This is a genomic window from Curtobacterium sp. NPDC087082 (genome assembly GCF_044745045.1).
In the GTDB taxonomy this organism is placed as follows: Bacteria; Actinomycetota; Actinomycetes; order Actinomycetales; family Microbacteriaceae; genus Curtobacterium.
Window position 1 is genome coordinate 1 of sequence record NZ_JBIUZN010000002.1, and the last position, 18,874, is coordinate 18,874.

At 71.4% G+C, this 18,874-nt stretch carries 17 protein-coding genes; 1 reads left to right on the forward strand and 16 read right to left on the reverse strand.

The annotated features are described in order from the left end of the window. Positions 1-443: 443 nt before the first annotated feature. The 15 genes from tyrS to infC form a co-directional block, all read right to left on the reverse strand. Entirely contained in the window at positions 444-1,757 is a 1,314-nt protein-coding gene (gene tyrS / locus ACIPEP_RS05325; RefSeq protein ID WP_071295802.1) for a tyrosine--tRNA ligase, read from the reverse strand. Between the two features lie 49 nt (positions 1,758-1,806). After that, entirely contained in the window at positions 1,807-2,502 is a 696-nt protein-coding gene (locus ACIPEP_RS05330; protein ID WP_071302041.1) for a DNA-3-methyladenine glycosylase, read from the reverse strand. Continuing rightward, positions 2,499-3,950 carry an argininosuccinate lyase gene (gene argH, locus ACIPEP_RS05335; protein WP_402716694.1) on the reverse strand — a complete coding sequence of 484 codons (1,452 nt, stop codon included), beginning with the start codon at positions 3,948-3,950 and terminating at the stop codon, positions 2,499-2,501. Before argH ends, ACIPEP_RS05330 begins: the two co-directional genes overlap by 4 nt. A gap of 49 nt (positions 3,951-3,999) precedes the next feature. Then, positions 4,000-5,196: an argininosuccinate synthase gene (locus ACIPEP_RS05340; protein WP_402716695.1), complete on the reverse strand. Its 1,197-nt coding sequence runs from the start codon at positions 5,194-5,196 to the stop codon at positions 4,000-4,002. Between the two features lie 15 nt (positions 5,197-5,211). Continuing rightward, positions 5,212-6,231 (reverse strand): ornithine carbamoyltransferase, encoded by a 1,020-nt coding sequence (argF, locus tag ACIPEP_RS05345; RefSeq protein ID WP_402716696.1) that lies wholly within the window; start codon positions 6,229-6,231, stop codon positions 5,212-5,214. Then, a complete protein-coding gene (locus tag ACIPEP_RS05350) occupies positions 6,228-7,466 on the reverse strand; it encodes an acetylornithine transaminase (RefSeq protein WP_071295806.1) in 1,239 nt (412 codons plus the stop codon). Before ACIPEP_RS05350 ends, argF begins: the two co-directional genes overlap by 4 nt. Continuing rightward, positions 7,463-8,500 carry an acetylglutamate kinase gene (gene argB / locus ACIPEP_RS05355; protein WP_071302045.1) on the reverse strand — a complete coding sequence of 346 codons (1,038 nt, stop codon included), beginning with the start codon at positions 8,498-8,500 and terminating at the stop codon, positions 7,463-7,465. Before argB ends, ACIPEP_RS05350 begins: the two co-directional genes overlap by 4 nt. Beyond that, positions 8,500-9,699: a bifunctional glutamate N-acetyltransferase/amino-acid acetyltransferase ArgJ gene (gene argJ, locus ACIPEP_RS05360; RefSeq protein ID WP_402716697.1), complete on the reverse strand. Its 1,200-nt coding sequence runs from the start codon at positions 9,697-9,699 to the stop codon at positions 8,500-8,502. Before argJ ends, argB begins: the two co-directional genes overlap by 1 nt. Further along, positions 9,696-10,793, reverse strand: coding sequence for an N-acetyl-gamma-glutamyl-phosphate reductase (locus tag ACIPEP_RS05365; protein WP_071295808.1), 1,098 nt, complete (start codon positions 10,791-10,793; stop codon positions 9,696-9,698). Before ACIPEP_RS05365 ends, argJ begins: the two co-directional genes overlap by 4 nt. Before the next feature lie 77 nt (positions 10,794-10,870). Then, entirely contained in the window at positions 10,871-13,363 is a 2,493-nt protein-coding gene (pheT, locus tag ACIPEP_RS05370; protein ID WP_402716698.1) for a phenylalanine--tRNA ligase subunit beta, read from the reverse strand. Continuing rightward, the gene (gene pheS / locus ACIPEP_RS05375) at positions 13,363-14,403 is read right to left on the reverse strand and encodes a phenylalanine--tRNA ligase subunit alpha (protein WP_402716699.1); all 1,041 of its coding nucleotides are present in this window, start codon (positions 14,401-14,403) and stop codon (positions 13,363-13,365) included. Before pheS ends, pheT begins: the two co-directional genes overlap by 1 nt. A 70-nt stretch (positions 14,404-14,473) precedes the next feature. Further along, on the reverse strand, positions 14,474-15,319 hold the full coding sequence (locus ACIPEP_RS05380) for an RNA methyltransferase (RefSeq protein WP_070417881.1): 846 nt from the start codon (positions 15,317-15,319) through the stop codon (positions 14,474-14,476). 66 nt (positions 15,320-15,385) lie between these two features. Then, positions 15,386-15,769 (reverse strand): 50S ribosomal protein L20, encoded by a 384-nt coding sequence (rplT, locus tag ACIPEP_RS05385; RefSeq protein WP_022908516.1) that lies wholly within the window; start codon positions 15,767-15,769, stop codon positions 15,386-15,388. 28 nt (positions 15,770-15,797) lie between these two features. Next, entirely contained in the window at positions 15,798-15,992 is a 195-nt protein-coding gene (gene rpmI / locus ACIPEP_RS05390) for a 50S ribosomal protein L35 (RefSeq protein WP_022903519.1), read from the reverse strand. 61 nt (positions 15,993-16,053) lie between these two features. Further along, a complete protein-coding gene (gene infC, locus ACIPEP_RS05395) occupies positions 16,054-16,719 on the reverse strand; it encodes a translation initiation factor IF-3 (protein ID WP_070417880.1) in 666 nt (221 codons plus the stop codon). A gap of 283 nt (positions 16,720-17,002) precedes the next feature. Between infC and ACIPEP_RS05400 the strand changes: the two genes are divergently transcribed. Next, positions 17,003-17,350: a DUF1844 domain-containing protein gene (locus ACIPEP_RS05400; RefSeq protein WP_071295810.1), complete on the forward strand. Its 348-nt coding sequence runs from the start codon at positions 17,003-17,005 to the stop codon at positions 17,348-17,350. A gap of 212 nt (positions 17,351-17,562) precedes the next feature. On the opposite strand, the gene ACIPEP_RS05405 is transcribed toward ACIPEP_RS05400, so the two are convergent. Beyond that, positions 17,563-18,834 (reverse strand): phosphotransferase, encoded by a 1,272-nt coding sequence (locus ACIPEP_RS05405; protein WP_402716700.1) that lies wholly within the window; start codon positions 18,832-18,834, stop codon positions 17,563-17,565. Positions 18,835-18,874: the final 40 nt, after the last annotated feature.

The window sequence follows — 18,874 nt, forward strand, 5'->3', positions numbered from 1 at the left end:
ATAAATTGGCATTGACAATGTGCACGCTGTTGAGTTCTCAAGGACCAGACGCACTCCCCACTCGACCCCGAAAGAGGTTCCGCCAGAGAGGCTTTCGTTCTTGGTTTGACCACCGGTGTGTCGTCGGACCCTGAGGCCCAGTGGCTCATCCCGTAGGAGAGAACCGGTGGAGTAGTCATCCTAGGCGTCGAAGCGATCCAGCGCAAGGCCAGATCTGAACTTCAGTGGAGGATGGTCCCGCTTGAGGGCCGGCGTGCTCTGGGCTTTCGCTCCAGCCGCTCCGCCGCACCTTTGGGGTGACGAGTAAGAACTATACGCAGCGTTCAGCGGGTGCGCCAAGACGGGCCACATCCCGGGCGTGTCGCGTTGTGCAACACGTGCGGCCCGGACGCAGCGATGCCCGGCTCCCACCAGGGGAACCGGGCATCGACGAGCGGCGGCGATCAGGAGAGCGTCACGCCGGCCAGGGTCTTCTTGCCACGACGGAGCACGAGCACTCCCCCGGGCAGGGCGAGGTCGGACAGCGGCGCGGTCGGGTCCTCGGCGCGGGTGTTGTTCACGTACACACCACCCTGGTCGATGGCGCGACGGGCTTCGCCGAGGGACTTCACCAACTCGGTGTCGACGAGCGCTCGGGCCACGTCCGCATCACCGGGCAGCGCCACCGACCCCGGGAGCTCCGCGATCGCCGACCGCAGGGTGGTGGCGTCGAGCGCGCCCAGGTCGCCGTTGCCGAACAACGCCGCGGAGGCATCGATCGCCGCCTGCGTCGCCTCGACCCCGTGCACGACCGCCGTCACCTCGAACGCGAGGGTCCGTTGCGCCTCGCGCCGGAACGGCTCGTCGGCCACGGCCTGCTCGAGCCGCTCGATCTCGGCGCGGGACAGGAACGTGAACTGGCGGAGCCGGGCGATCACGTCGGCGTCCGTCGTGTTGAGCCAGAACTGGTAGAACGCGTACGGCGAGGTCATGTCCGGGTCGAGCCAGATCGCGTTGCCCTCGCTCTTGCCGAACTTCGTGCCGTCGGAGTTCGTGATGAGGGGCGTCCCCAGCGCGTGCACCGTCGCCCCCTCGGCACGACGGATGAGTTCCGTCCCCGAGGTCAGGTTGCCCCACTGGTCCGAGCCGCCCGTCTGCAGGGTGCACCCGTACTGGCGGAAGAGCTCGCGGTAGTCGAGGCCCTGCAGGATCTGGTAGCTGAACTCGGTGTAGCTGATGCCCGAGTCGGAGTTCAGGCGCGCGGCGACGGCGTCCTTCTTGAGCATCGAGTTCACGCGGAAGTACTTGCCGATGTCGCGCAGGAAGTCGATCGCGGACAGCGGTGCCGTCCAGTCGAGGTTGTTCACCAGCCGCACGCCGTTCTCGCCGTCGGGGCTGAGGAACCGCGACACCTGGCCCTGCAACCGCGTCACCCACTCCTGCACGGTCTCGCGGGTGTTGAGCGTCCGTTCGGCTGTCGGCCGCGGATCGCCGATCAACCCGGTGGAACCACCGACCAGTGCGAGCGGCTTGTGCCCGGCGAGCTGGATCCGGCGCATGGTGAGCAGCTGCAGCAGGTTCCCGCAGTGCAGGGACGGCGCCGTCGGGTCGAAACCGCAGTAGTACGTGATCGGCTCGCCGTCGAGGGCCTCCTTGAGTGCCGTCTCGTCGGTGGAGACGTGCACCAGATCACGCCAGCGCAGTTCGTCCCAGACCGAGGCGAAGGTCGGGTCGTTCTGCTGGCGCGTCAGGACATCGTGAGCGGATTCACTGGACACCCAGCCATCGTAGCGGCGTGCGCGGTCCAGGAGGCGCGGGTCGACTCCGTCAATCGAGGGCACCCTTGTGCCGCCGGTACGCCGACACCGTCGGGTCACCGGTGAGCCAGAAGCGCCAGGGGAAGCGCGCGCCGCCGGCGATGCCGCCGACGCCGGTGCGCGGCCCTCGGGAGATCCGCGGGACCGGACCGGTCGCCGCCGGACCGGGCACGGTCTCGGACAGGAGTTCCTCGACGACGCGGGTCGGTCCGACGGCGGCGAGCCGCGCCTCCAGGCCGGGAGCCAACGTCAGCACGTACGGGCCGGAGCCGTCGAGGAGTCTGCTGCCGTCGTCCTCGCCGAGCACCGCACCGAGCGCGCCGCCGAGGTTGCCGGGACCGCGCGCGAGCGCGACGTCCGTGACGGAGCCGCCGCGGCGGGATCGGGCGGTCTCGAGGCCCTCCACGACCTGCGCGCCCCGCAGCAGCGATCCCGACGACGTGCCCTCCGGCGCACTGACGACGTTGACGCACGTGTGGATGCCGTAGGAGCGGTAGGCGTAGAGCGTCCCGGGCGGTCCGAACAGGTGGCGGTTGCGCGGCGTCGGACCGCGGTGGCCGTGCGAGCCGGGGTCGGTGGGGCCGAAGTAGGCCTCGACCTCGGTGATGCGCAGGGTCACGCCCTTGCCCGCGATCGTCGCACCGAGCAACGCCGGCGCCGAGACCGGCGCCGGTTCGGACAGCAACGCGAGCGTGGGGTCGGTCATCGGGTGAAGGGCACGCCCTCCGCCAGGTCGTGGACGCGACGGGTGAGCGACGCGAGCTGTTCGGCGACGCGGTCCGGCGCTGTGCCGCCGATGCCGGCGCGCGACGCGACGGAACCCTCGATGGTGAGGACGCCGCGGACCTCGGGCGTGAGGTGTTCGGACACCGTCCGGTACTCGTCGTCGGTGGGATCGTCGAGTTCGATCCCGCGCTCCTCGCAGTACCGGACCAGCGCGCCGGAGACCTCGTGCGCGTCACGGAACGGCACCCCCTGGCGGACGAGCCACTCGGCGACGTCCGTCGCGAGCGAGAATCCCTGCGGCGCGAGCTCGGCCATGCGGTCGGTGTCGAACGAGAGGGTCGCGACCATGCCGGTGAAGGCGGGGAGCAGCACCTCGAGGGTGGCGACCGAGTCGAAGACGGGCTCCTTGTCCTCCTGCAGGTCGCGGTTGTACGCCAGCGGCAGGCCCTTGAGGGTTGCGAGCAGGCCGGTCAGGTTGCCGATGAGCCGGCCGGACTTGCCCCGGGCGAGCTCGGCGATGTCCGGGTTCTTCTTCTGGGGCATGATGCTCGACCCCGTGGAGAACGCGTCGTGCAGCCGGACGAAGCCGAACTCCTTCGTGTTCCAGAGGATGATCTCCTCCGCCAGGCGGGAGACGTCGATGCCGATCTGCGCGAGGACGAACGCGAACTCGGCGACCACGTCGCGAGCCGCCGTGGCGTCGATCGAGTTGTCCGCGGGGCGGGCGAACCCGAGCTCGTGGGCGATCGCCGAGGGGTCGAGGCCGAGCGAGCTCCCCGCGAGGGCGCCGGCGCCGTACGGGCTCACGCTCGCGCGGTCCGCCCAGTCGCGGAGCCGCTCGAGGTCACGGACCAGGGGCCACGCGTGCGCGAGCAGGTGGTGTGCGAGGAGGACCGGCTGCGCGTGTTGCAGGTGCGTGCGACCCGGCATGATCGCGCCGGGGTGCTCGTTGGCCTGCTGGGAGATCGCGTCGACGAGGTCGATGACGAGGCGCCCGATGCGGCGACCGTGGTCGAGCATGTGCATCCGACCGAGCGTCGCGATCTGGTCGTTGCGGCTCCGGCCGGCGCGCAGCTTCCCGCCGAGCCCGGGACCGAGGTCGGCGATGAGGAGTCGTTCGAGGGCGCCGTGCACGTCCTCGTCGCTGTCGGCGGGCTGCAGCGTGCCGTCGGCGTGCGCGGACTCGAGGCGGTCGAGGCCGGCGAGCATCCGCTCGAGCTCGTCGGCCGTCAGGTACCCGGCGGTGTTGAGGGCGCGGGCGTGGGCGCGGGAGCCGGCGATGTCGTAGGGGGCGAGCTGCCAGTCGAAGTGGGTCGATCGGGAGAGGGCGGCGAGCTCGGCGCTCGGGCCGTCCGCGAAGCGGCCACCCCAGAGGGCGCCGGTGTTGGTGGCGTCGGTCTTGACGGCGGGCTGGTTCGCGTCGGTCATGGTTCTCTCGTCGTCCGGTCGTGGGTTTGGGGGCGGGGTGCCTGGGCGCTCAGTTGGCCAGGTCGCGGCGGGCGGAGATCTTGCTCGGCAACGACCAGATGTCGATGAACCCCTTCGCGTGCGACTGGTCGAAGGCGTCGCCCGTGTCGTAGGTCGCGAGGTCGAAGTCGTAGAGGCTCTGGCTGGAGCGGCGTCCGGTCACGACGGCTCGGCCCGCGTGGAGCCGGAGTCGGACGTCGCCGGAGACGTGCTGCTGGGTGTGGGCGATGAAGGCGTCGAGGCTCCGCTTCAGGCCGCTGAACCACAGCCCGTCGTAGACCAGGTCGGCCCAGTCCGACTCGACCTGCCGCTTGTACCGGTTGACGTCGCGTTCGAGGGTCAGGTTCTCGAGCTCCTCGTGCGCGGCGATCAGGGCGACGGCGGCCGGCGCCTCGTACACCTCGCGCGACTTGATGCCGACGAGCCGGTCCTCGACCACGTCGATCCGACCGACACCGTGCTTGCCGGCGAGTGCGTTGAGCTCCTGCACGACGCGCAGCACGCTGAACCGCTGTCCGTCGATGGCGACGGGGACCCCCTGCTCGAAGGTGATCGTCACCTCGTCCGGAGCGCGCGGGACGGTCGGGTCCTGCGTGTAGGCGTAGAGCTCCTCCGCCGGGGCGTTCCACGGGTCCTCGAGGTGACCGGTCTCGACCGCTCGACCCCACACGTTCTGGTCGATCGACCAGGGCGAGCGTTCCGACTGTTCGATCGGCAGGCCGTGCTGCTGGGCGTAGGCGATCGCTCGGTCGCGGGTGAGCGCGAGGTCCCGCACCGGTGCGACGCTCGTCAGGTCCGGGGCGAGGGCCGCGACCGCCGCCTCGAAGCGGACCTGGTCGTTGCCCTTGCCCGTGCACCCGTGCGCCACGCTGTCGGCGCCGAGCTGCTTCGCCGTGAGCGCCAGGTGCTTCGCGATGAGGGGACGGCTCAGCGCGGAGACGAGCGGGTAGCGCTTCTGGTACAGGGCGTTGGCCTGCAGCGCGGGGACGAGGTAGTCGTCGGCGAACTCGTCCTTCGCGTCGATGACGATCGACTCGACGGCGCCGCAGTCGAGCGCGCGCTGCCGGATCGCCGCCATGTCCTCGCCGCCCTGGCCGACGTCGACCGCGAGTGCGACGACGTCCTTGCCGGTGGCGTCACGCAGCCAGCCGATGCCGACGGACGTGTCGAGTCCGCCGGAGTACGCGAGGACGACGCGGTCTGCCACGGTGGTCTCCCTGGGTCAGGCGGTCGCGGGGGCGGCGGTCGTCGCGGGGGCGCCGGTCGCGGCGGGAGCGCCGGTCGCGGCGGGAGCGCCGGTCGCGGCGGGAGCGCCGGTCGCGTTCGCTGCGAGGAGCCAGGCGAGCAGCGCCTTCTGGGCGTGGAGACGGTTCTCCGCCTCGTCCCAGATGATGCTCCGCGGACCGTCGATGACCTCGGCCGTGACCTCGAACCCACGGTCGGCGGGCAGGCAGTGCATGAACACGGCGTCGTCGGCGGCGTGCGCCATCATCGCGTCGTCCACGCGGTACCCGTTGAAGGTGTCGAGGCGCGCCTGCTTCTCGTCTTCCTTGCCCATCGACACCCAGGTGTCGGTCACGACGACGTCCGCTCCGGCGACGGCCGCGACCGGGTCGGTCACGACGAGCACGGAACCGCCGGTCACGGCAGCACGACGCTCGGCGTCCGTGACGACCTCGGCCGCCGGGGAGAACTCGGCCGGTGCCGCGACGCGGACGTGCATGCCCGCGGTGGCCCCGGCGAGCAGGTAGGACTGCGCCATGTTGCTCGCGCCGTCGCCGATGAAGGCCACGGTCTGCCCCGCCAGGGTCCCGCGGTGCTCGCGGATGGTGAGCAGGTCAGCGAGCAGCTGGCACGGGTGGAAGTCGTCCGACAGGGCGTTGACGACGGGGACACTGGTGTTCGCCGCCATCTCCTCGAGCCCGGCCTGGCCGTAGGTGCGCCACACGATCGCCGACACCATGCGCTCGAGGACGCGTGCGGTGTCGGACGGCGTCTCCTTGCCGCCCAGCTGGCTGTTCGCCGTCGAGATGATGAGCGGGCTGCCGCCGAGGTCGGAGATGCCGACGTGGAAGGACACCCGCGTGCGGGTGGACGACTTGTCGAAGATCACGGCGACGCTCTGCGGTCCGGCGAGGGGCTTGGCACCCCACCGGTCGGCCTTCATCTGCTCGGCGAGGTCGAGGATCGCGGACTGCTCCGCCTGGCTGAGGTCGTCGTCGCGGAGGAAGTGACGGGTCATGCGGAGGTCTCCTGGGTGGTGGTGCCCTGCTCGGCGGCGACTGCGGCCAGGCTCTCGCTGAGGATCGACACGAACTCGTCGATCTCGGCGTCGGACACGACGAGCGGCGGCGCGATGCGCAGGCTCGACTCGTTCGGGGCGTTGATGATCAGGCCGCGCTCGAGTGCCGCGGCGTTGACGGCGGCGGCGACCGGGCCGGTCAGACCGACCCCGATGAGGAGGCCGGTGCCACGGACCTCTTCGACGAGGGGCGACCCGATGCTCGCGATGCCCGCACGGATCCGCTCCCCCTTCGTCACCGCACCGGACACGAGGTCCGCGCGCTCGATCTCGGCGAGGACGGCGTTCGCCACCCGGGTGCCGAGGGGGTTGCCACCGAACGTCGAGCCGTGCTGGCCGGCCGAGAACAGTTCGGACGCCCAGCCGAAGGTGACGAGGGCACCGATCGGGAACCCGCCCGCGATGCCCTTCGCGATCGTGATGGCGTCCGGCTCGAAACCGTGGCCCTGGTAGGTGAACCAGTTGCCGGTCCGGCCGACGCCCGTCTGGATCTCGTCGAGGATCAGCAGCGCGCCGTGTTCCGCGGTCAGGCGGCGAGCGGCGAGCAGGAACCCCTCGGGCAGGTCGACCACGCCGGCCTCGCCCTTGATCGGTTCGACGATGAGCGCGGCGACCGTGTCGTCGATCGACTCCTCGAGCGCGGCGACCGTGGAGTCGATGTGCTCGACCCCGGGGACCATCGGCAGGAAATCCTCTTGCAGGGCGGGCTTGCCGGTGAGCGCCAGCGCGCCCATCGTGCGGCCGTGGAAGCCCTGCTTCAGCGCGAGGATGCGGGTCTTCTGCCCGTCGGCGCCCTTGTTCAGCCGTGCGAGCTTGAACGCGGCCTCGTTGGCCTCGGCACCGGAGTTGCCGAAGTACACGCGGCCGGCCTCTCCCGCGCCCGTGATGCGCTTGAGCCGCTCGGCGAGCTCGAGCTGCGGCGGGGTCGCGAAGTAGTTCGAGACGTGCACGAGCTTGGCGGCCTGGTCGCTGATCGCCTCGACCAGCGCGGGGTGCGCGTGGCCGAGCGAGTTGACGGCGATGCCAGCGAGGAAGTCGAGGTACTCGTTGCCGTCGACGTCCCAGACGCGGCAGCCCTCGCCGCGCTCGAGCATGATCTTCGGCGGGGTCAGGGATCGCATGAGCGACGCCCCGAACCGGTCGTTCCAGGTCTCGGTCTGCGTCTCGGTGCTCACTGCGGCTGTCCCTTCTCGGTCGTGCTGGCCACGTGTTGGCCGGTCGTGCTGCTCGTCGACGGTGCTGCGACGCGTCGGCCGATCTCGGCGTGGGTCATCTGGTTCTCGGTGCGTCGGCTCGGGTCCGGGATCACCTCGGTGCCGGCACCGCGCAGGGTGAAGACCTCGAGCAGGATCGAGTGCGGGATCCGCCCGTCGATGATGGTCGCGCCGCCGACCCCGCCGACCACGGCGTCGAGGCACGCGGTCATCTTCGGGATCATGCCCGACTCGAGCGACGGCAGGAGCGCGCGGAGCTCCTCGACCGCGATGAGGTCGACGATCGAGTCGCGGTCCGGCCAGTTGCGGTACAGGCCGGGGACATCGGTGAGCATCATGAGCTTCGACGCCTTGAGGGCGATCGCGAGTGCGCCCGCCGCGGCGTCGGCGTTCACGTTGAGCGCCTGGTCCGGGTGGGCGTCGTCGATGGCGATGCTCGACACCACGGGGATGCGGCCGGCCTCGATCGCGGCGAGCACACCGGAGGGATCGACGTGCGTGATGTCGCCGACGTGCCCGAGGTCGAAGTGCTCGCCGTCGACGACGACGCCCTTCTTCTCGCCGGTGAACAGCGAGCCGCCGTCGCCGAAGACGCCGACCGCGAGGCCCTCGCCGTGCTCGTTCACCAGGTCGACGATCTCGCGGTTGACCTCGCCGGCGAGCACGTCGCGGACGACCGTGATCGCCTCGGTCGTGGTGACGCGGTAGCCGCCGCGGAACTCGGACGCGATGCCCTGTTCCTTCAGCGCCGCCGAGATCTGCGGGCCGCCGCCGTGCACGACCACCGGGTGGAGGCCGGCGTACCGGAGGTAGACCATGTCCTCGGCGAACGCGCGCTTGAGGTCCTCGTTCACCATGGCGTTGCCGCCGAACTTGACGACGACGATCTTGCCCGAGAACCGCTTCAGCCACGGCAGGGACTCGATGAGGGTCGCGGCCTTGACGGTCGCGAGCTCGTGCTCTTCTTCCTTCGAGAGGATGCTGTCGTCGGCCATCAGCTGGAGTACGCGCTGTTCTCGTGGACGTAGTCGTGCGTGAGGTCGTTCGTCAGGATCGTCGCCGAGAACGGTCCGACGCCGAGGTCGATGAGGACGTCGGTGTCGCGCGGCGTCAGGTCGACGCGGTCGCTCGGCTCGTCCGGTGCGCCGGCGTGGCAGACACGGACCCCGTTCATCGAGACGTCGACGGCGTACGGGTCGAACTCGGCGTCGGTGGTGCCGATCGCCGCGAGCACCCGGCCCCAGTTCGGGTCGTTGCCGAACACCGCGGCCTTGAACAGGTTGTTCCGGGCGACGCTCCGGCCGACCGTGACGGCGTCGTCCTCGGTCGCGGCGTTCACGACGTGGATCGCGATGTCGTGGCTCGCGCCCTCGGCGTCCTGCTGCAGCTGCCGCGCGAGATCGGCGCAGACCGCGGTCAGGGCTTCTTGGAAGTCGCCGACCTCGGGAGTGACGCCGCTCGCGCCGGAGGACAGCAGCACCACGGTGTCGTTCGTCGACATGCAGCCGTCCGAGTCGACCCGGTCGAAGGTGACGCGGGTGGCGGCCCGGAGCGCCTGGTCGAGCTCGTCCGAGCCGACGACGGCGTCCGTGGTGATCACGACGAGCATCGTCGCGAGCCCGGGTGCGAGCATGCCCGCGCCCTTGGCCATGCCGCCGACGGTCCAGCCGCCCTCGGTCACGACCGACTGCTTCGGCTTCGTGTCGGTGGTCATGATGGCGGTCGCGGCGTCCGGACCGCCGTCGGCCGACAGTGCCGCACTCGCGAGGTCGACGCCCCTGAGGACGTTGTCGCGGAACGTCTGGTCGCCGACCCCGATGAGGCCGGTCGAGCAGACGACGACGTCGCCGGCGCCGATGCCGAGCGCCTCGCCCACGGCTTCGGCGGTCATGTGGGTGGTCTGGAAGCCGAACGGACCGGTGAAGCAGTTCGCGCCGCCGGAGTTCAGGACGACCGCTCGGGCGGTGCCGTCACCGACCGCCTGGCGCGACCAGATCACGGGGTGCGCCTGGGCACGGTTGCTGGTGAAGACCGCGGCCACTGCGGCGTCCGGCCCGTCGTTGACGACGAGGGCCACGTCGGGCTTGCCGCTCGACTTGAGACCGGCCGTCACGCCTGCCGCGCGGAAGCCCGCTGCCGCGGTGACACCCTGGAGGCCCGGGTCGGTGTGGGTGGGCTGGCTTGCGTCGGTCACGGTGCGACTCCGTCCACGCTGAGGCCGAGGGTCTCCGGGAAGCCCAGGGCGATGTTCGTCGACTGGACCGCGGCACCGGCGGTGCCCTTGGCCAGGTTGTCCAGTGCGCTCACCGCGACGACGCGACCGGCGGCCTCGTCGACCGCCAGCCCGATCAGTGCGGTGTTCGCGCCGATGGTGTCGGCGACCCGGGGGAACTCGCCCTCGGGCAGGAGGTGCACGAAGGGCTCGTCGGCGTAGGCCTGCTCCCAGGCGAGCCGGACGTCACGGGCGCTCACACCGGGCGCGAGCTTCGCGGTCGTCGTCGCCAGGATGCCGCGGGACATCGGGACGAGGACCGGCGTGAACGAGATCGTCACGTCGGACGCGCCGGCGACCACGAGGTTCTGCTGGATCTCCGGGATGTGCCGGTGCTTCCCGCCGACCGCGTACGCGCTCGCGGAGCCCATGATCTCGGACGCCAGGTACGTGTTCGCGAGCTTCTTGCCGGCACCGCTCGGGCCGACGCTCAGCACGGCCACGAGGTCGTCCGACTCGATCAGCCCGGCCTGGATGCCCGGCTGGATGCCGAGCGTGACCGCGGTCACGTTGCACCCGGGGACGGCGATCCGCTTCGTCCCCACGAGCGCCGCCCGCTGCCGGCTCTGCGTCTGGATGTCGTCCACGTCACGCCACTCGTCCGCCGACCCGGGCGTCGGCGCCGCGTGCAGCAGCTCCGGCAGCCCGTAGGTCCACGCGCCGTGGTAGTCGCCGCCGTAGAACGCTTCCCACGCCGCCGGGTCCGTCAGCCGGTGGTCCGCGCCGCAGTCCACGACGAGGGCGTCGTCGCCGAGCTCCGCGGTGATGGCCCCGGACTGGCCGTGCGGCAGCGCGAGGAACACGACGTCGTGTCCGCGCAGGTTGTCCGCCGTCGTCGGCTCGAGGGTCAGGTGCGACAGCGAGCGGAGGTGCGGCTGCGTCGCGATGAGCGGCTGTCCGGCGTTCGAGAACGCCGTCACCGTCCTGACGTCGAACTCGGGATGGGCGGAGAGCACGCGCAGGAGCTCACCGCCCGCGTAGCCGGAGGCTCCCGCCACGGCGACGGATACGGACATGGGATTCCACCTTTGGTCGGACTGGTCGTCGAGAGAGTCGGAGGCGGCGGCCCCGGGCGGTGCTGGTCCCGATGGGATCAGTCGCGCAGGGTCGCCCCGAATCGCTCGCCGGCACGTCGGACGGCGCCGTCACGGGCCTCAGTGGCCTCGGCAGCGGTCAGCGTGCGGTCCGTGGCGCGGAAGCGCAGCGCGAACGTCAGGGACTTCTGTCCCTCGTCCACGCCGGTGCCCCGGTAGTCATCCACGAGGCGAGCATACTCCAACAGCTCTCCGGCACCAGTGCGCACCGCATCCAGTACGTCACCCGCCGGTACGTCGGCACCCACCACGAGGGACAGGTCCTGCGTCGCCGCCGGGTAGGACACGATCGGTGCCACCGACACCAGTTCGGGCGCCGCCCGGACCATGGCGTCGAGGTCGAGTTCGACGACCGCGACGACGCGCGGCAGGACCGCTGCCTCGGTCAGCTCGGGCAGGAGTTCGCCCGCGACGCCGACGACGGTTCCGTCCACGAGGAGCGATGCCGCACGGCCCGGGTGCAGGGACGGGTGCGTCGTCTGCGCCACCGTGAGCTCGACCCCGACCGCCCACGCGACGGCGCGCGCGACGTCGAGTGCGTCCGCGATGCCGTACGGCTCGGGCTGTACGCCGGGCTGCTTCACGACCCGGTTGCCGGTGAGCAGCGCGGACACGTGGAACGGCTGCGGCGGCAGGGACGCGTCGAGCGCGGCGAGGGTGTCGCGGTCTGGGAGCACGGCGCCGGCCGGGACCGTGTCGGTGCCGAGCGTCTCGCCCGCGACCGGCAGGAACACCCGCGAGGTCTCGTAGAGTGCGACGTCGACGAGGCCGCGCGACACGTTGCGGCGGGCGGCGTCGACGAGTGCCGGCACCCCGCTGCGACGGAGGAGGCTCTGCTCGCTGTCGAGGGCGTTCGCGAGGACCACGCTCGGCCCGCCGGCACCGTCGATGCCCGGGTAGGCGTCCTGCGTCGCCTGCGACACGAAGGGCGCGGTGACGACCTCGACCAGGCCGTCGGCGGCGAGTGCAGCGGCGACGCGACGACGTGCCTGCTGGTGACCGGTCAGACCACGTCCGGGCGGCGCGACGGGGAGGACGCTCGGGATGCGGTCGTAGCCGACGATGCGCGCGACCTCTTCGACGAGGGTGGTGTCGTCGGTGAGGTCGGGGCGCCAGGTCGGCGGCACGACGGCGAGCGTGTCCCCGTCGGCGTCGACCGACGCACCGATCGCGCGCAGGGTGTCGATGACCTCGGCGTCGGTGTAGTCGACGCCGACGAGCTCGGCCGGACGGGCGATGCGCATCGTGACCGTCGGGCGGGGCTCGGTGCCGACGAGCGTCGAGCCGAGGGGGTCCGCGGTGCCGCCCGCGAGCTCGACGAGGAGCTCGACCGCACGGTTCGCAGCGGCCTCGGCCACGAGCGGGTCGACACCGCGCTCGAAGCGTCGGGACGCCTCGCTCGGGAGCTTGTGCCGACGCGCGGTCCGGGCGATGGAGGTCTGGTCGAAGCCGGCCGCCTCGATCAGGACGTCGGTGGTCGCGTCGGAGATCTCGGTCCGGGCACCGCCCATCACGCCGGCGAGGCCGACGGGACCGGAGTCGTCGGTGATGACGAGGTCTTCCGGGTCGAGCGTCCGTTCGACGTGGTCGAGGGTCGTCAGGGTCTCGCCGGCAGCAGCACGACGGACACCCAGCCCGCCCTGCAGCGTCCGGAGGTCGTACCCGTGCAGCGGCTGACCGAGCTCGAACATGACGTAGTTCGTGATGTCGACGGGCAGCGAGATCGACCGGACACCGGCGAGGGCGAGACGCGAGACCATCCGCGCCGGGGTCTTCGCGGTCGGGTCGATGCCACGGACGACACGGGTGACGAACGTGTGCGCGCCGACCCGGCCACGCACCGGGGCCTGGTCGTCGATCGCGACCGGGAAGCCCTCGGCGCTGCGGGGGGCGACCCGCTCGACCGGGTCGTGGAAGGTCGCGCCGGTGGCGTGGGCGTACTCGCGAGCGACGCCGCGCATGCTCAGCACGTACCCGCGGTCCGGGGTCACGTTGATCTCCACCGCGGCGTCGTCGAGACCGAGGAGCGCGATGGCGTCCGCGCCGACCTCGGGCTCCATGCCGAGGTCCGCGAAGCGGAGGATGCCGTCGTGCTCGTCGCCGAGACCGAGCTCGCGTGCCGAGGCGATCATGCCGTCGGACACGTGCCCGTAGGTCTTGCGTGCCGCGATCGGGAACGGCCCGGGCAGGACGGCGCCGGGGAGCGTGACGACGACGAGGTCGCCGACGTCGAAGTTGTGCGCGCCGCAGACGATGCCGCGGGGCTCGGGCTCGCCGACGTCCACCTGGCACCAGTTGATCGTCTTGCCGTTCTTCTGCGGCTCGGGCTCGCGCTCGAGCACGCGGCCGACGACGATCGGGCCCGTGAGGTCGTAGGTGTGGACGTCCTCTTCCTCGAAGCCCACCGACACGAGCGCCGCGTGGACGTGCTCGAGGGTGACGTCGTCGGGCAGGTCGACGGACTCGCCGAGCCAACGGAGTGGGACGCGCATCAGACCACCGTTCCGAACTGCTGCGAGAAGCGGATGTCGCCCTCGAGGAAGTCACGCATGTCGTTCAGGCCGTTGCGGAACTGCAGCGTCCGCTCGATGCCCATGCCGAACGCGAAGCCCTGGTACTCGGCCGGGTCGATGCCGGCGGCGCGCAGGACGTTCGGGTTGACCATGCCGCAGCCGCCCCACTCGACCCACCGAGCGCCGCCCTTGGCGTTCGGCTGCCAGACGTCCATCTCGGCGCTGGGTTCGGTGAACGGGAAGTAGTTCGGGCGGAGACGGATCTGCGCCTCGGCACCGAACATCTGGCGCGCGAAGTGCTCGAGCGTGCCGCGCAGGTGCGCCATCGTCAGGCCCTTGTCGATCGCGATGCCCTCGACCTGGGTGAAGACCGGCAGGTGCGTGGCGTCGAGCTCGTCAGCGCGGTACACCCGGCCCGGCGCGATGACGTAGAGCGGCAGGTCGCGTGAGAGCAGCGACCGCACCTGCACCGGGGAGGTGTGCGTGCGCATGACGAGGTGGCGCTCGACCGGCTCGACGAAGATCGTGTCGGCCATCGCCCGGGCCGGGTGGTCCGGGTCGAAGTTCAGCGCATCGAAGTTGAACCACTCGTGCTCGAGCTCGGGGCCTTCCGCGACTTCCCACCCCATGCCGACGAAGATGTCGGCCACGGTCTCGTTGAGGAGCGACAGCGGGTGCCGCGAGCCGGGCGCGCGGCGGACCGGGAGCGCGGTGACGTCGACGCGCTCGGCGTCGAGGCGTGCACGTTCCTCGGCTTCGGCGAGCACGGACTCCTGCTCGGCGATCGCCGCGTTCACCTGCCCACGGGCCTGTCCGACGAGCTTGCCCGCGGTCGCCTTCTGCTCCTTCGGCACGCTGCGCATCGACGCGTTCATCCGCGCCAGCGCGGACTGTTCGCCGGTGTGCTCGGCCCTGGCCTGCTTCAGCTCGGCGACGGTCGTCGTGGCACGGACCGCCGCGAGGGCCCGGTCCACGGCGTCGGCGACGGCCGATTCGCTGATCTCGAGAGGTTCTGACACGAGACCCAAGCCTACCGGCCCGTGGGATACCGCCGTCCGGTACCGGACGGTCTGGGGAGGAGTCCCCTGGTCAGTCGCCTGTGGAGGGACGAGCCGTGCGCTGCGCGAACGCCGACTCGTACAGGCAGACGGACGCCGCGGTCGCGAGGTTCATCGACTCCGCCTTGCCGTAGATCGGTACCTTCACGGCGCGGTCGACGAGGGCGAGGTCCTCGGTGGTCAGACCACGTGCCTCGTTGCCGAACACCCACGCGGTCGGACCGTCGAGCATGCCGTCGGCGCGGACCTCGGGCAGGTCGTCGCCCGAGACGTCGGCGGCCAGGATCGTGTACCCGAGGCCCCGGGCACGGGACACCGCGTCGGCGAGCGTCACGCCCACCGACACCGGCACGTGGAAGAGCGAGCCCGTGGTCGACCGCACGACCTTCGGGTTGTACGGGTCGACGCTGCGCCCGGTGAGGACCACCGCGTCGGCGCCGGCGGCGTCGGCCGCACGGATGATGGTGCCGGCGTTGCCCGGATCACGCACCTCTTCGAGGATGGCGACGATCCCCGGCAGGCCGCCACGCGCCTCCTGGGCGGCACCGGCGTCGGGGAAGACGTCCTTCACCGACGTCGGGAACTGCTGGCACACCGCGACGACGCCCTGCGGCGTCACCGTGTCCGCCATCGCGTCGAGGACCTGTTCGGTCACGAACCACGTGTCGACCGGCGCGTCGTCGAGGCCGTAGCGCGCGGCCGCCGTCGGGGTCACGTAGAGCTCGCGGAGGAGCTCCGGACGGTACTCGATCGCCTCACGCACCGCCTGCGGCCCTTCGAGCAGGAACAGGCCCGTGTCGGCGCGCACGTCCTTCTTCGACAGCGCTGCGACGGCACGGACTCGGCCGGCCTTGGGGTTCTCGAGGAGATCGCTCACGGGACAAGTCTAGGAACGACGAAACCCCCGCCGGACCGGCGGGGGTTTCGCGAGCAGAAGAACTGACTACGCAGCCTTCGGGGCCGAGGTGTCGGCAGGGAGCGCCTTCTTGGCGGTCTCGACGAGCGCCGCGAACGTCTCGGGGTTGTTCACCGCGAGGTCCGCGAGGATGCGACGGTCGACCTCGACGCCGGCAAGGCCGAGGCCCTGGATGAGGCGGTTGTAGGTCAGGCCGTTCGCACGCGACGCGGCGTTGATGCGCTGGATCCAGAGGCGACGGAACTCGCCCTTCTTCGCGTGACGGTCGCGGTACGCGTAGACGAGGGAGTGGGTGACCTGCTCCTTGGCCTTGCGGTACAGACGCGAACGCTGACCGCGGTAGCCCTCGGCGCGCTCGAGGATGACGCGGCGCTTCTTGGCGGCGTTGACCGCTCTCTTTACTCGTGCCATTGATCTATTCCTTTACGTTCTGCGGGGCTCAGTGGCCGAGGAGCTTCTTGACGTTCTTCGCGTCAGCCTTGGCGAGGACCTGGTCCTCGTTGAGGCGGGCCTTGCGCTTGGCGCTCTTGACCTCGAGGTTGTGACGCATACCGGCCTGCTGCTTCATGATCTTGCCGCTACCGGTGACCTTGAAGCGCTTCTTCGACCCGGAGTGGGTCTTCTGCTTGGGCATGGTGGTGCCTTTCCGTGGGATGGATGGGGAGCCGCGTCGTTGCGGGATCGGTCGGTGGGACCTATTCGGCGGGAGCTTCGGCCTGCGCGGGCTCGGGAGCCACGTCGGTGGTCTCGTCCTTGCCCTTCGCAGCGTGCTCCGACGCACGACGCTCGGCCTTCTGAGCAGCGCGCTTGGCGTTCTGCTCGCCCTTGACGTCGGACTTGTTCTTGAGCGGGGCGATGATCATCGTCATGTTGCGGCCGTCCTGGGTCGGACGCGACTCGACGACACCGAACTCGGCGATCTCCTCGGCGAACTTCTGGAGGAGACGGACACCCTGCTCCGGACGCGACTGCTCGCGACCACGGAAGAGGATCATCGCCTTCACCTTGTCGCCACCGAGGAGGAAGCCCTCGGCGCGCTTGCGCTTCGTCTCGTAGTCGTGCACGTCGATCTTCAGGCGGAAACGGACTTCCTTGAGGTCCGTGTTCACCTGGTTGCGACGCGCTTCCTTGGCCTTCTGAGCGGCCTCGTACTTGAACTTGCCGTAGTCCATGATCTTCGCCACGGGCGGCTTCGAGTTCGGCGCGACCTCGACCAGATCCAGCTCGGCTTCCTGCGCGAGGCGCAGTGCGACGGCGATGGGGACAACGCCGACCTGCTCGCCCTGGGGGCCGACGAGTCGGACCTCGGGGACGCGGATTCGGTCGTTGGTACGGGGATCGGGAATGCGGAGCTCCTTCAATCAGGTGGTGGCCGTCCGGGGCGTTTGCCCTGGACGACGGCACGAGAGAGGAGATCTGACGCACGGATCGTGACCCGTTCGGCAGCCGCACGACGCCGACCCCTGCGGGACGGCCGACCGACGCGGACGCCGGTGGAGCGGTGTGGACCCGGTAGCCTGTGGTGCGCGGCCGCGGGTGGGAGAGACTCCTCTTTCGTGACGCTGCGGGAGTGATCGGCCTCGTTCGCACGAGTCCGGGCACACTGACAGCATCTGCCGCGGACGAGTCTAGCAGAGGAGCACCGTGACCGACACCCCTTCCCCCGAGCCCGACGAGGCCGCCCGCGACATCTCGGAGGTGCCGGCCGTCGAACTCATCAACACCGTGGCGGTGCACCTCCTCAGCGCGGCCGCCGTCAAGGTGGGTCTCGCGGACGACCCCGAGCAGCAGACGGACCTCGACGAGGCGCGCAAGCTCATCACGGCGCTCGCGGGGCTCGTCACCGCCGCGGCGACGGAGATCGGGGACCACCACGCCCGCCCGCTGCGCGACGGGCTCCGTTCGGTGCAGCTCGCGTTCCGCGAGGCGTCGAGCATCCAGGACGCGCCGGGTGCCGGCCCGGGTGAGAAGTACACCGGACCCGTCAACTGACGGGCGTCACCCGATGACGGACGGGAGGCGCGGGGGCGGGGGGGCCCCCCCCCCCCCGCCCGCCACCCGGCCCCCCCCCGGGCCCCCCCCCCCGGGCCGGGGGGGGGGCCCCCCGGGCCCCGGCCCCGGGCGGGGGGGGGGGGGGCGGGGGGCCCCCGCGCCTCCCGTCCGTCATCCGGTCCCGTCCAGGGCCGCAGCCCTCGGTCCGTCGGTCAGGCCGCGCTGCGCGCGACCAGGCGCGTGACCGCGGCGAGCGGGATGCCGACCCAGTCGGGACGGTTCCGGGTCTCGTAGACGACCTCGTAGACGGCCTTGTCGAGTTCGAACGCGTCGAGCAGTTCCCGGTGGGCACGCAGGTCCGATCCCGTCCCCTGCTGGTAGCCGTCGAGGAACGCCGACCGGGCGTCCTGCGCCCACTCCCCCGCGTCGACGGGTTCGGCGTCCTGGGCGAGGGAACCCTGGACGTAGTCGAACGAGCGCAGCATGCCGGCGACGTCCCGGAGCGTGACGTCCGGCAGGGAGCGCTCGGTGAGCGGGCGGAGCGGCTCGCCCTCGAAGTCGAGGAAGACCCAGCCGCGGGGTTCCGGAGCGGCGAGCACCTGTCCGAGGTGCAGGTCGCCGTGGATGCGCTGGAGATCGGGCCAGTCGGCGTCCGCGGCCCGGGCGTAGACCGCACGGACGGCGTCGACGTGCGGGGCGATCGCCGGGGCCTCGCGTGCCGCGGCGTCGAGCCGGCCGTGCATCGTCGCGATCGCGGCGGCACGGCGGTCGTCGTCGGCGGGCTCGGTCGGCAGGGCCTCGGCGAGGGTGCGGTGCACCTCGGCGAGCGCGAGCCCGAGCCGCTCGGCGTCGGATGCGAAGGGGATGCCCTCGCGGGCGTCGCCGAGCGCCACGCGCCAGGCGTCCTGCAGCCCCGGCAGGAACTCCTGGGCGAAGGCGAGGTGCCCGCTCGCGGTGCCGTCGGAGCGCCCCGGGTCCGGCCAGCTCCCGCGGAGCGCACCGTACACGCGCGGCACCCGGGCGCTGCCCGCGGCCGAGAGGGCGAGCTGCGTGGTGACGTCCGGGTTGTCGCCGTGGTGCAGCACGCGGAAGACCTTCACGATGACCTCGGCGCCGGTGTCCGTCTCGCAGATCACCGAGGTGTTCGACTGTTCGCCGCTGAGCACCCGGGACCGCCGGACGGTGCCGATCGGGACGAGACTCTCGTCGTCGGCGTCGATGCGCGCGGCGAGGGACCGGATCCAGTCCGGATCGGCGGTCGCGTCGTGCACGGTCCCGGTCGCGTCGGGGCTGACCGGCGCCTGGTAGAGGACGGGGCCGGTCGGGGCGTCGTCGAGGACGAGGCGGGTACCGGCGGGCTGCGCGAGGGTGCGCAGCTGCGGGGTGGAGCCCTTCGCCGTGTACCAGCGCTGGTGGGCGATCCAGCCCTCGAGGGTGCGGTCGGTGGGCTCGCCGGGGGCGGGGACGGGTGCCTCGTCGCTCATGGGGCGAACCGTACGCGCCGGGGGCTGAGGGTGGTGCGCT

Excerpts from the sequence above, each read along its gene's own strand:
- rpmI (WP_022903519.1), bottom strand. The coding sequence starts at position 15,992 with ATGCCCAAGCAGAAGACCCACTCCGGGTCGAAGAAGCGCTTCAAGGTC.
- argH (WP_402716694.1), bottom strand. The coding sequence starts at position 3,950 with ATGACCGACGCGAACCAGCCCGCCGTCAAGACCGACGCCACCAACACC.
- argF (WP_402716696.1), bottom strand. The coding sequence starts at position 6,231 with ATGACCCGTCACTTCCTCCGCGACGACGACCTCAGCCAGGCGGAGCAG.
- argB (WP_071302045.1), bottom strand. The coding sequence starts at position 8,500 with ATGGCCGACGACAGCATCCTCTCGAAGGAAGAAGAGCACGAGCTCGCG.
- ACIPEP_RS05405 (WP_402716700.1), bottom strand. The coding sequence starts at position 18,834 with ATGAGCGACGAGGCACCCGTCCCCGCCCCCGGCGAGCCCACCGACCGC.
- ACIPEP_RS05365 (WP_071295808.1), bottom strand. The coding sequence starts at position 10,793 with ATGTCCGTATCCGTCGCCGTGGCGGGAGCCTCCGGCTACGCGGGCGGT.
- ACIPEP_RS05330 (WP_071302041.1), bottom strand. The coding sequence starts at position 2,502 with ATGACCGACCCCACGCTCGCGTTGCTGTCCGAACCGGCGCCGGTCTCG.
- rplT (WP_022908516.1), bottom strand. The coding sequence starts at position 15,769 with ATGGCACGAGTAAAGAGAGCGGTCAACGCCGCCAAGAAGCGCCGCGTC.
- pheT (WP_402716698.1), bottom strand. The coding sequence starts at position 13,363 with ATGCGCGTCCCACTCCGTTGGCTCGGCGAGTCCGTCGACCTGCCCGAC.